The 12,811-nt window shown below is 49.6% G+C and carries 6 protein-coding genes and 1 pseudogene; 2 read left to right on the forward strand and 5 right to left on the reverse strand.

The features are described 5' to 3' along the window. Positions 1 to 104: 104 nt before the first annotated feature. The 4 genes and pseudogenes from CKV68_RS05310 to CKV68_RS05325 all read right to left on the reverse strand — a co-directional run bounded on the left by CKV68_RS05310 (position 105) and on the right by CKV68_RS05325 (position 7,404). Positions 105 to 3,752 carry a DUF6923 family protein gene (locus tag CKV68_RS05310; protein WP_231910467.1) on the reverse strand — a complete coding sequence of 1,216 codons (3,648 nt, stop codon included), beginning with the start codon at positions 3,750 to 3,752 and terminating at the stop codon, positions 105 to 107. 2 nt (positions 3,753 to 3,754) lie between these two features. Continuing rightward, on the reverse strand, positions 3,755 to 4,573 hold the full coding sequence (locus tag CKV68_RS05315; protein WP_095075737.1) for an LPXTG cell wall anchor domain-containing protein: 819 nt from the start codon (positions 4,571 to 4,573) through the stop codon (positions 3,755 to 3,757). Beyond that, complete coding sequence (locus CKV68_RS05320) at positions 4,573 to 5,532, reverse strand: class C sortase (protein WP_095075738.1); 960 nt, start codon at positions 5,530 to 5,532, stop codon at positions 4,573 to 4,575. Before CKV68_RS05320 ends, CKV68_RS05315 begins: the two co-directional genes overlap by 1 nt. A gap of 233 nt (positions 5,533 to 5,765) precedes the next feature. After that, positions 5,766 to 7,404, reverse strand: a pseudogene (locus CKV68_RS05325) (SpaH/EbpB family LPXTG-anchored major pilin). 691 nt (positions 7,405 to 8,095) lie between these two features. On the opposite strand from CKV68_RS05325, the gene CKV68_RS05330 reads away from it, so the two are divergent. Continuing rightward, entirely contained in the window at positions 8,096 to 8,983 is an 888-nt protein-coding gene (locus CKV68_RS05330; RefSeq protein ID WP_095075740.1) for a class C sortase, read from the forward strand. A 124-nt stretch (positions 8,984 to 9,107) separates the two neighbouring features. On the opposite strand, the gene clpB is transcribed toward CKV68_RS05330, so the two are convergent. Then, on the reverse strand, positions 9,108 to 11,657 hold the full coding sequence (clpB, locus tag CKV68_RS05335; protein ID WP_038622487.1) for an ATP-dependent chaperone ClpB: 2,550 nt from the start codon (positions 11,655 to 11,657) through the stop codon (positions 9,108 to 9,110). A 346-nt stretch (positions 11,658 to 12,003) separates the two neighbouring features. Here clpB and CKV68_RS05340 point away from each other — a divergent pair, with 346 nt between their 5' ends. Further along, the gene (locus tag CKV68_RS05340; RefSeq protein WP_013912450.1) at positions 12,004 to 12,810 is read left to right on the forward strand and encodes an ABC transporter ATP-binding protein; all 807 of its coding nucleotides are present in this window, start codon (positions 12,004 to 12,006) and stop codon (positions 12,808 to 12,810) included. Position 12,811 lies beyond the last annotated feature (1 nt).

Consider the following 12,811-nt stretch of genomic DNA (forward strand, 5'->3'; position numbering starts at 1 on the left):
CCAGGTCAATCGCATTTCAGATGAAAAGCATATGGCTCGGCGGGACAAGAATTCATCACGCCGAGCCAAGCACTGCTAAGCAGCAGCAACTAACAATTTTCGGACTAGTATCGTCTTATTCTTCCGATTCCTAGGCCAACACCGACTATTGCCACACCCAGAAGAGCGACCATGCCAACTCCTATGCCACCGGTCTTAGGCAAAGTACCACTTTCTTTTACATCAGCGATTGGGATAGTGATAAGTCCTTTATCAACTTTGATGTTGCTCGTTAGTACAGGGAAAGCATTTACCTGCCTGGGGAACTTAACCACAGGATTACCAGCTGTATCCTTTTCAATCCTCATAAGCATGGGTTCCGGTAGAAGGCTATACCCCGACGGAGACCTAGTCTCAACCAAGAAATAGTACTTATCGGTCTTCACGTCGGCAGTACCTGAGGTGCCATCAGCATTGACCACAATCTCTGTTCCGGTTTGTGCAGGCACGTAATTGTCTACGCTGTCACCGACCGGATCTCGAAGTTCAAATTTAGCGTCGAGCGTCTTGGTGTGATTATCCGCATCGACTTTTTGAATCTGAATCTTCAAAGGAGTATCCGTACATTCCTCAGCGGTCGTCGTATTGTTCCCGGACATTGGATCCGTCTCATTACCGATGATGATCGCAGTATTCCGAGCACAACCATCAACCATCGTCTCTGGCTGCTTAGCAGATATTTCTACGCTCACGGAAGAGCTGGGAGGAACAGGGCCAAAAATAATTTGGATTGAATTACCACTAGTATGAACACTCGTCTGGGTAGCAGTGGTGCTCTCCATCTTAATGTCTGAATATCCCTGCTCAAACGTATCGTTAAGAACAAAGCCAGAGCTTCCGTTAAGCAGGCTCTTGTTGGCGACTTCAATCCTCCAATAAATCCGACCGTTCTCCTCTTTTATAAAGGTCTTAGTAGCTTCCAGATCCACCTCAGCGGGGACAAGACCGTTACTTGTACCGTCTGAGTTATAAGAGCGTGGTGCGGTGTCATCTATGGATACCAACTCAAAAGTAGGGTTTGCGGAGTCTGGGTTGGTCACTTTCAATTGCACAACGTCACTGGTTGCACCAGCACTGGCCGTACCAAATCCTAGATTTCCATTACCGTAGCTCCACGCTTTACCCCATTGGTGTCCCGTTGGGATTGCCTGACCGGCAAGAGTACGCAGATCCGTTATATCCCAAGTGGTAAGGGAACCATCGTTCATGTTCATACGCTCAAGCACGATGCGATTGTTCGCAGCCCAACCGTTTTTAATGCCCCACGCATAGTTACCTTTAGTCCCAGGAAGAGCAGTCCAGTCTTCGGCTCGGGAGCAGTAGTTTGCTTCATCATTGCCGCACCTAGCAGAAGCTGAACCAGTAGGAGTTGCAGTACGGTTGCTCAGATCGATTTTGTAGAAGTGTCCACTTCCAGACAAAGAAGAGTTGGTCACCCAATAGTTTCCGTTTAGGTCAACAAAGCCCGAGTTGACTCCACCCCACAGGTCGTTCGGCCACGGCTGATTGTACGAACCGCCGATACCATAGTTTTTCTGTGTAGCAGCATCAGTAATTCGTCCCAAGTTATACACTTTTCCGGTAACCGGATCGATTTGCAGTAAGTGCCCAGCGGGGAAACAGGGGTCTTCTAAAGGCACATACTGATAGCTTCTACCATCACTACTTTTAACAGTATGTCTGCCAACTCGTCCTTGAGATACCGCATACAGCCAATTGTCTGCGGGGTTATAGGCAAGGGCATTGACGACCCACCCCGTTTGATCACCTATTTTCTGGAATTGGGTGCCTGCCTGTGTCTGCAGATAAAGCTGAGACATATTTCTAGCCTGGCTATTGGGCGTACTTGCAGTGACATACACGGAAGTACCACGAGCTTTTTCTGCTGCGGTCAAGGTACGAGCTGGTTGGCGGGATGAAACTCTCCGTTCGTCTCCGCTCCACGGCATGGGCATGCCGGTGTCATCCACAGGACGGTCCGTAGGGCTACAGACAGTGGGCATTGGAGACGCGGTTCCTTCTCCCAACAATTGAATATTACAAGGGGTGTAAGCGCCGGACCTAAGCTTAGATGGAATATACAGAGCAAAAGGCTTACTTCTACCTACAGGTATCCCTGGATTAAACGTAGCACTCAAATATCTGCCATTAATCGTTATTGTAAAATCTGTAACGTTGGCGTACTTTTTCCCACCAGCCACCGCATAAATTTTGGAATCTGCTAAATCAGCTGGTATTTCGAGACCACTCGGGAGATACACGGACATCACATATACGCTAGCGACTTCCGTCACAGTTGTAGAAAATAAGAATTTACTTCCATCCGCACGACAGTTTTTAATGGGTGACGTCTTCAAATTGACGTAATTGTTTGACGGCGGTGCAGGAAGTTCTCCCCACAGCGTCATTGTCCCGGTTGTCCAGGTCGTACCAGTCCACGGACCAGTTGCCTCAAATGTGGTTTCCTCAGGGTAATCTTGAGGCTCCTTAAACGTGAAATACACGTCATCGCCATCCACACGAAGTTCATATTTACCAGGATCGACAACTGTATTCCCGACCTTAAGCGACCATCCTGCAGAACTTATAAAACCAGCTACCTCAGTATGGATATTTAGCTCTTTTACCTTTCCTGGACCTTGTTTCTGGGTACTGATAGTAAGGATCCCATTCTGCAGATTCGCAGCTGAATTACCGGATCCGAGTCGTTCTAAATCCGGAGTGCCAGCAACCGTGGGAACTGCAGCTCTTAATGCTTGTGGGCTAGGAGTTCCATACACCTGCAAACCAACTGGATTTCCTTTTTCACCAGTGGGGACGACATCGTTAAAGTTAGAACCACCGCTTATGGTCATCACGATCTTTTGCCCAGCGCTGATTTTATACGGTTGCCCAAAAGTAAGCTTCGCGTTCTCGGCGCCCGCTTGAAGGCCTTCGAATTGTTCTATCAATTTACGCGTTCCATCAGCGTCTTCTGCAAAAACTTCAATTTTATTGGCTGCTTCTTTAAGAGCTTCACCAAAAGACAGGCCAACGCCTGCAATAGAAGAGTTTTGTTTAACTACCGAGGAAAATTCGGCAGTAGCCCCACTACCAGTTTTCGCGTTTGGTGAGGAATCAACTGTAGATGGAGACACTGATTCCACAGCGGAACGAGGATCTAGTGGCTGCGGCGCAGCAGAAGTTGCTGAGGTTTCGGTTGAGGCGCCAGTTATTGTGCCGAAAACCCTCATTTTCCCCTCAGACCACTGAGCACTAACAGGTGTGTTTAGTGATACTTCGTCACCAGGAGAAGCTACAACTGGAGGAAAAGAAGCAACCCACACGCCACTTGCTAGATCCCACGTGATGCTGTTAAAAGGAACTTCGGTGTGACCAATTGTGACACCCCACGTGTCGTCAAATATAGGTGTATTCAAACCCTGCAGTGCATCATTTTCCAGACTAATGCGGTCAACGGTAGCAGCTGTATCAAGTGGAACACTGAACGTTTGCTTTTGTATTCCTGCTACAGCAGTGACTTGTTCCACAGCAATTTCTTGAGTTTGCGCGTTTGCGCGTGGCGCTGAGCCAACCGTTGCAATACTTATTGCAAGTGCGAGAATTCCGCTAAAGGCAACAAAAAAGTTGATAAATGCCTGCGCCCGAAATGCTACGCGCACAGAAGAGCGCGCCGAGATATTTCCTGGCTGAGATTCGTTGATCATATTCATGCTCACTTTTTGCTTTGTTCTCTGCGGCGGTTAACAGCTAGGAACACAAAACCTAGACTGATGAGGAAGGCTGCGCTGACAACCAGCCAAATAACAGCTGCTCCTGTCAAAGGAAGCCGCTCTACACGACGTTCAGGTGTTGAGGATGGCGGTACCGGAACCGTCGTACTGGGGGTGACGTTAGGTTTCGGCGGTGACGGTATCTGCGTTGAAGGAGGGACCCAAGGTGGCGGTGTTGGTTCAGGCTTAGGATCATTTTTGAACTTCATTACGACTGTAAAGCTGTAATCCCATTCGCCGTTTTCGCCTACGATCGGAACAATAAGAACTTCTTCTTGAGGCTCCCGATCTCCCGGTTTAGATGATTTCGCAGTAATAAGGTATGCACCCGGTATAAGCTCCGGAAAATTTGCTTCACCTTTAGCATTAGTCACCGCAGCATATCGCTCGAGGACATTAAGGGTTTTTGCTTGATTGACAGTAAGCTTCGCAGCTTTAGTGTATCCCTCTGAAGTATTGATCGGATCAGTTTCAAGCAAGGTAACTGTCACTTCATATCCAGGTAGACCAGCATCTGTACCACTTGAGCTATCTGGAATTTTGATAGTGATATTAGCTTTGCGATCTAGATCGATAGTCTCGAATGGAGGCGCTGGCTTAGGAAAACCAGTGACAGCAGCCAACGCAGATGGAAACGCTATGTTGCTCGTAGACGACCCTAGCAGTCCGCCTCCGATTATCAGTCCAGCTGTCAAAGCGATGGAGATGGCGAGTATTAGGTTACGTCGAACCCCGTTATATACGATTCTTTGCTTCTGCATCACAGTTCAGTTTTATTCTCGGTAGATTCGGAGTCAGGGACGATCAGGGAGTTCTCATGCCGTTTAGCGGCCCTACGTGATTGCTGTATTAACCACGCAATAAGGCAGACAAGCCCTGCAATAAATATTGCGGTGAGTACATACATCCACCATTGCCAAGAGATACCTTGTGCCTCGTCGAGCATGTTTTTCTCTTCTTCGGCTATCGGAACTTGATGTCCACGAACTAATAAACGATGTGTGTTAATCCCGTAGGGAGTACAGGTAACTAATGTGATTAAGTCTTTGCCAGCCTCAACTTTTAGATCTTCAGTCTCATTGGGAAGAACTACCTTGATCTGATCGACCTCATATTTAATTTTGTGTCCAGCGATATGTATAAAGAACGCATCGCCCTCTTTAACGCGATTTAAATTGTCAAAAAGTGTCGCTGTCGGTATTCCCGTGTGCCCTGTCAAAACCGAGTGGCTACTAGGTCCACCCACTGGAAAATCAGATCCAAAAAGATGACCAATTCCCTTTTGTAGTACGTCCTCACTCGAACCGTGATAGATAGGTAAATCCGCTTTTATGGACGGAACAATGATCCGCCCCATCGCATCCTGTCCATTCAAGATGCTTAGGTACTCTTGATACGCATAGTTATCCGGGACAAAGTGATTAACCCACGGATCGAAGATCGGACCTTGCGCGCGTTCCTCGTTATATTTGTGGGCCGCGTCCCACGCTTCTTCATGCACTATCTGTGGTGTTGAGTTATCGATTTTTGCGTACTCCACCGCTGCACGTTGTTGTTTCCAGTTGTTCCATTGCGTAGCTACCACTGGATAAACCATGACAATTAGCCCAATAATCACTACTAATGCAGCTAGCACATGGTTATTTTTCTTCTTTACATGTTTTAGCTTCAAACGATGAACGGGTCCACGCCGTTCAGTCTTTGCTACAGAGTCTGGCATTCATTGCTCCCGAAGAATCCTCAGAAGCACACCTTTTATGACAGACCACAATGTGCCAAGAGGAAATAAATAATCAAACGATGGATTAGCTCAGTTCGCTTTAGGACTAAGCCAAGGGTGGGAAGATGCGGTTTTCCGCTTCTTCCCACCTCATAATCATTAGTGACCAGCAGATATTGTTGGTTTGAGTCCAAATTCAACGCTGGGAACTAGTCACACCTGAAAATGTCGTACTAGTTTTTAGCGGAGTTACGACGTGCCAACCATGCGCCAGCACCGATGATTAAGGCACCAAGTGCTGCGAGAATGCCGATACCTGCGCCACCCGTCATCGGAAGATTCGGAGTTGTGTCTTTAAGGTTTTCAATCTTTCCATTTGTGCCGATCTTTTTTTATTAAAGATCCTTGTGCGTCAACGACTTCTTGCTTTTTAAGGTCAAATTTAATCGGCTCAGGCAAAAGCTCATAACCTTTAGGAGCTTCTGTCTCGACTAGGCAATAACTGGAGTATTTGTTAGTGACAAAAGACTCAACAGCATCGTCATCGGTCCCGTATTTTCCATCCGGTCCTGCTGAGTATTTCTCATTAGCAATATCATTGACGTGAAGACCCGTAATCGTTACCTGACCACTACCACCAGCAGATATCCATTCTTCTTTCCCTCCGGAACGAAGTTTCTGTGCGGGAGCTTTGACAGCATCCACGCATTCTTGGTCGCCTATTGCACCGTAAAGCGCAAACTTTGCTCCAGCAAGTTTTTCGTTGGTAGCACCGTCGATTTTGTCGAAAGTGACATCACCGAAATAAGTTTTGACTCGAGGAGTTTCGCTAGGCGTGCCCGTCTTATCTTGATCATCATTGGGATTGTTCTCAAACACTTGTGCTTGGTTTGGCAAGATACCCGTAGACGAGTCTTTGACGGTGGCAGGAATCTCCACGCTAACTTTCATAGCACTCGTAAGCTTAGCGAGTCCCTCATCTTTAAAGGTAACTGTAACAGTCTGGCCTGCCACAGTTACTTCATAGTCAACATCTTCAGTAAAGACTTTGTCTCCAGCATCCTCAATCGAAACCTTGACGGAATCCTTTTCAGGAGCAGCTAATTTTTCATCCAACGTATCTTGTATCTTAAAAACGGTGCGTTTTTGATCTACACCAATTCCTTGTGGGACAGCACTGACAGTATACGTGACCGTATCACCGCCATTCTTACCACTGTCTTCGACAATTTTATCGGTAACACCTTTTTTAAAGTTCTTGGGGTACGCATGAACATTGTAGTTCCACTCCACGCCGCCCTTTTCACCATCTTGACCGTTATTTTTTGTCATTGGAATAAACGCAATAAACGGAGAAGCAGGTGTATAACCTGGCTTGGGTCCTGTCTCTACGACTAGGTACGCACCTAATTCACCTTTTGCAAAGGAAAACTCAATCATCCCGTGTTCATCCGTGACGCCTTGTTTAACCTCGGTAACCTTTGTAAGGTCTGCTTGCCCGCCCGCTGTCAAGTACTGATTTGCAGGTTTTGGCTGATTCATTTTTTCAGCAGCGTTCTTAACGCCTGCATTGCTGTAAAGGTCTATATCGCGAATCTTGTAAAGGGTAAAACCAACACCTGGGAGATCTGTACCAGTGACTTGTGGATCAATTTCCCCCGTCGGCACATTTGAAGAAGATGGATCAGCCTTTTTATGCAGGATCAACTTTCCGGTTGCTTCTTTATCAATAAGGGATGCCGGAAGAGATGCAAGCTGCTCCTCAGCCACCGCAATCGGGGCTGATTGAATGCCAACAGCACCAGTCGTCAAAGCTAGACCGCACATTGCAGCGAAGGTCACAGAGCGCGTCGTACGCGAGAACTTATTCACGAATTTTTCCTTTTCAAAATACGATTGCGAGTTTTTTACTCGCGCCGAACTGCGATTACGTTCGTGCAAGGCCTACCGTCATATCCGTCAGCGCATTACAAAAAAACGCATTATGGGACATGAAATCCACATGCGTTAAACAGATAAATGTTAAAAGGGGAATGCGATCATTACCTCTGTATTGTCCACAAGACAGAGGATTTGATACCCACGAATCAAATCGCTGGGCTTGACTTTAACCCAGTCAACAATGAAAGCCCTATCGCGAAATTTCATAGAAAATAGGTCTCTAATATCAACTCGCCATAAATAGAAAAAATAAGTACTAAATTATAAAAAGAATGCAGGTAGGACAAGAAATTTACATTAATAAATTGTCCCTACTCTAAGCTTTTGTTGATATAACAACTACCTTTTTCGGGGGAGTCTTGAATCTTTACAATCAGACTTCCTCGGTATGAAAAACTGCAAACCTTGACCATATTGCAAAAAATCCCCCAATTCTAAAAAATACCTCAAGTAGATTGCACACAATTTAAATAAAAAATAAGAAAATTCAAGTTTTTAGATATTTCTTTCGCATACGGCCTTTAATTATATGTTGCTAATTTTTAGATTTTGCTCACAGTGCCTAGATTTGTTGCCTAGATGCTGAGCCTTAGCCAGCACATGGCGAACTTGAGGTAAATGTATGGTCAAGCACGCAGATGCTAAAGAAGAACTGGCCCACAAAAAGAAAAAGCAGAGCAAAGGCAACGCTTTCGTCGCACTTTTGATCATCCTTCTTGGTCTGTGCGTTTTGCTTTATCCCGTCATATCCACGCAGTGGAATAACTATGCCCAATTGAAAGCTGCCGATGAGTACTCCAAATTGGAAAAATCAACGCCTCCAGAAGTACTAGACACTGCATGGAATGAGGCACAGGCTTATAATGCAGAACGGCTGGTGAGCGACCGCGTTCTTGATGCATGGAACGACACTACTGATGAAAATTCCCCTGCCTATCAACGCTATCGCAGTTATCTCTCCCAACTCGCTGAAACCGATGCTATGGGACGCATTATCATCCCTTCCATTAAGTCGGATTTACCTATTTACCACGGAACTTCAGAGGACTCTTTGCAGCGTGGCGTCGGCCATCTGTACGGAACCGACTTACCAGTGGGAGGCGTCGATCGGCACTCTGTGCTTTCTGCGCATACCGGACTACAGAACGCTACGTTGTGGGACAACCTGAACAAGGTCAAAGAAGGCGATGCCTTCTATATTGCCGCGGCCGGACACAAACTTAAGTATCAAGTTGATCGCATAAGTGTGGTCCTGCCTGAGGAGACAGATGCGCTCCAAAGGGTTGAAGGGCAAGACCTCATCACTTTGGTCACGTGTACACCATACGGAATCAACACACATCGTCTTCTCGTGCAAGGCCATCAAGTCCCCATGGATCCGCAGGAAGAAAAAGTGTTTGAAGAAGGCTCGGGAATGAACATGCAGTGGTGGATGTGGGCAATTCTTGCGGCTGCCGTTCTCACTATTGTTTTGCTCATCGTTTGGTGGCGCAAAAACTTTAGTAAGTAAAGAGAAAGCATCGCCGAGGAAGTCTTCCTTGTCCTGGAACAACAAGAAATGACTTATCCTCGGCGATGCTTAAACTAGGCGCCTGCAATAGATCTGAGGCACACCTTAGGCCTCAGGCTAGATTTTAGCCCTTCGCCAGTTCCAAGGCCCCGCCACCATCGGCCACATCCACGTGCACGGTATCGCCGTCGCGGATCTCACCCGCCAGCAGCTTCTTAGCTAGCTGGTCGCCAATCGCCTGCTGGATCAGGCGGCGTAATGGTCGTGCACCATAAGCCGGCTCGTAACCGCGTTCAGCCAGCCATAGCTTGGCAGCATCCGAGACATTCAGAGTCAGGCGGCGCGCCGAAAGACGGTCTGCCAGCTGAGCGATCTGGATGTCCACGATGTGGGTCAGTTGCTCTTCTGAGAGTGGATCAAAAATCACTACGTCATCCAAGCGGTTAACAAATTCTGGTTTAAAGGCCCGCTTGACGGCATCCATCATCTGCTCGCGGGTGCCACCGGCTCCCAGGTTAGAGGTGAGGATGAGGACGGTGTTTCGGAAGTCGACGGTACGGCCTTGGCCGTCGGTAAGCCGGCCCTCGTCGAGCACCTGCAGCAGGATGTCAAAGACGTCGGAGTGAGCTTTCTCCACTTCGTCGAAAAGCACTACTGTGTAAGGACGCCGACGCACGGCCTCGGTGAGCTGGCCGCCCTGATCGTAACCAACATATCCGGGAGGGGCACCAACCAGCCGAGCCACGGAGTGCTTCTCCCCGTACTCAGACATATCAATGCGTACCATCGCACGTTCATCATCAAACATGAACTCAGCCAAGGCTTTGGCCAGCTCAGTCTTACCCACACCTGTAGGACCGAGGAAGAGGAACGAACCAGTCGGACGATTCGGATCAGCCACACCAGCGCGCGCACGACGCACCGCGTCAGATACCGCCTCCACGGCTTCTAGCTGGCCCACTACTCGGTTACCCAGCTCGGATTCCATGTGTAGAAGCTTCTCAGTCTCGCCCTGAAGCATCTTGCCTGCGGGAATACCAGTCCATGCAGAGACGACGTCCGCGATGGTATCCGGGGTGACTTCCTCCGAAAGCATCGTGGTGTCAGTGGTATGAGACTCAGCCTCAGCCACCTGCTTTTCCAGCTCCGGGATTCGGCCATAGCGCAGCTCAGCTACCTTGCCGTAATCGCCTTCGCGCTCAGCGATCTCGGACTCAGAACGCAGGTGTTCCAATTCCTCCTTGGCCTCGCGCACCTTATCTATTGCAGATTTCTCATTGTTCCAGCGGGCTTTGAGCTCACCGAGCTTCTCGCGTTCGTCGGCAAGCTCCTGGCGCAACTTCTCCAAGCGCTGCTGAGACGCCGCATCCGTCTCTTTGCCCAGCGCGACCTCTTCAATCTCCAAACGCCGCACGATGCGCTCCAGCTCGTCGATCTCCTGCGGGGAAGAATCGATCTCCATGCGCAGCCGGCTAGCGGCCTCATCGACCAGGTCAATCGCCTTATCTGGTAAGAAACGCGACGTGATATAACGATCCGAGAGAGTAGCCGCAGCTACCAATGCAGAATCCTGAATACGCACGCCATGATGCACCTCATAGCGCTCTTTGAGTCCGCGCAGGATACCGATGGCGTCCTCCACAGATGGCTCGCCGACAAAGACCTGCTGGAAACGGCGCTCCAAAGCAGCATCCTTCTCGATGTACTTGCGATACTCATCCAGGGTGGTGGCACCCACCAAGCGCAGCTCGCCACGAGCCAGCAGCGGCTTAATCATGTTGCCGGCATCCATAGCGGAATCCCCGGTAGCGCCCGCACCAACGATGGTGTGCAGCTCATCAATAAAGGTAATGACCTCACCTTCTGCTGCCTTGATCTCATCAAGCACAGCCTTGAGGCGCTCCTCAAACTCGCCACGGTACTTAGCACCAGCGACCATCGAGCCAAGGTCAAGGCTAATCAGGGTCTTCCCCTTCAGAGATTCCGGCACGTCGCCGGCGACGATCCGGCGAGCCAAACCTTCTACAATCGCGGTCTTACCCACACCCGGCTCACCAATAAGAACCGGATTATTCTTGGTGCGGCGACTCAACACCTGAACCACACGGCGGATCTCCGAGTCACGCCCAATAACAGGGTCGATCTTCCCCTCGCGTGCACGAGCCGTAAGGTCAGTGGAGTATTTCTCCAAAGCCTGGAACTGCCCCTCGGGGTCTTGGCTAGTCACCTTCTTGCTTCCTCTCACAGAGGGGAACACACCTTTAATAACGTCATAGGTAGCGCCTCGCTTAGTCAGTAATTCCGCAGCATCGGACTTTCCCCGAGCAATCGCAGCGAGCAGCACCTCGGTGGACACATACTCATCGCCTAATTCGCCAGCCAGCTCCTGCGCAGCGGTCAGCGCGTTCAAAGCCTCGCGGTTAAAGTTGGGATTTGCCATCCCAGAACCCTCAGCCTTGGGATACCCTGCCACAAGCGCGTTGGCCTCCTGCGCCACCACCTGCGGGTCCACGCCCGTAGCACGCAAGACCGGCACCGCAATGCCATCTTCCTGACCTAAGATCGCTGCAAGTAAATGAGCTGGGCGAATATCCGGATTGCCCAGCGACGAGGCCTGCTGCAGCGCAACCTGCAAAGCCTCTTGCGTTTTAGTTGTTGGATTGAATGAATTCATATTTTTCCTTTCATGGACCTTCTGTTCTGTAACCACCGCCTCTTGCCTGTATCAGAGCTCTGTCGGTGGGTTGTGAATCTCTAGTCATTTACTCCAACGCACACAAAGTTGAGTTTGTTCCACTCAAGTCAAAATTTTTTGAGTCGAGGCGACTCAACTTTCTACGAATGAAGGAAAGCGCATCTTCGAGCCGTGTTGATCCTGACTTTTCGCTGGTCACCCCACTACCCCATTGACGTTGTTGTTGGAAAAGCGGGATTGAGCCGAATTATCGCGTTTACACACGGGGAGAAGCATCCCCCCACCCCCACTCCTTCCCCACAAAACCTCAACTATCTTTGTCTTCATGACCTCTCACACGCCTCATCTCCCTCCACTCAACGACAACCCCACGAGCCAAGCCTTTGCCGTGCGCGGAATGTTTAAGCAATTCGGCCCCAAAGTCGCAGTCGATAACCTCAGCCTGGACGTTCCCTACGGCAGCATCTTTGGCCTGGTCGGCCCCAACGGCGCCGGCAAAACAACACTAATCTCCCTCGCTACAGGTCTCCTGCGCCCCGACGCCGGCCAAGCGTGGATAGCCGGTAGCGATATGTGGACCGATGACGTCGCAGCTAAGCAAAAGATGGGATTGCTTGCCGACGGCATCCCCGTCTTCGATCGACTCAGTGGCCCGGAGTACCTCGAGTTCCTTGGCGGCCTGCGCAACATGGCCCCTGACGTCATCAAAACTCGATCCACGGAATTGCTCCACACCCTAGGCCTGAAAGACGCCGGAAATACCCCCATCATGGATTATTCCGCCGGCATGACCAAGAAAATCCTGCTGGCAGGTGCACTACTCCACGCGCCAAAATTACTTATTTTGGACGAGCCGTTAGAAGCTGTAGACCCTGCTTCTGGACGCACAATCCAGCGAATCCTACGAAACTTTGCCGCCAACGGCGGAACCGTCATCTTGTCCTCACACGTGATGGAGCTTGTAGAAGGCCTCTGCGACCACCTAGCAATCATCGACCACGGCCGCGTCCTCACCATGGGCAGCGTCGACGAGGTGCGCCAAGGCACCAGCCTAGTGGATGCGTTCATCGATTTTGTGGGCGGGGATGCCGTATCGTCCGACTCACTCGACTGGCTCAAGGGCGAGGAGTAAC

It is taken from the genome of Corynebacterium ulcerans (assembly GCF_900187135.1).
Taxonomy (GTDB): domain Bacteria; phylum Actinomycetota; class Actinomycetes; order Mycobacteriales; family Mycobacteriaceae; genus Corynebacterium; species Corynebacterium ulcerans.

Bases quoted from the DNA above. Each gene is read 5' to 3' on its own strand.
- CKV68_RS05340 (WP_013912450.1), top strand. From the start codon at position 12,004: ATGACCTCTCACACGCCTCATCTCCCTCCACTCAACGACAACCCCACG.
- CKV68_RS05330 (WP_095075740.1), top strand. From the start codon at position 8,096: ATGGTCAAGCACGCAGATGCTAAAGAAGAACTGGCCCACAAAAAGAAA.
- CKV68_RS05310 (WP_231910467.1), bottom strand. From the start codon at position 3,752: ATGAATATGATCAACGAATCTCAGCCAGGAAATATCTCGGCGCGCTCT.
- CKV68_RS05315 (WP_095075737.1), bottom strand. From the start codon at position 4,573: ATGCAGAAGCAAAGAATCGTATATAACGGGGTTCGACGTAACCTAATA.
- CKV68_RS05320 (WP_095075738.1), bottom strand. From the start codon at position 5,532: ATGCCAGACTCTGTAGCAAAGACTGAACGGCGTGGACCCGTTCATCGT.
- clpB (WP_038622487.1), bottom strand. From the start codon at position 11,657: ATGAATTCATTCAATCCAACAACTAAAACGCAAGAGGCTTTGCAGGTT.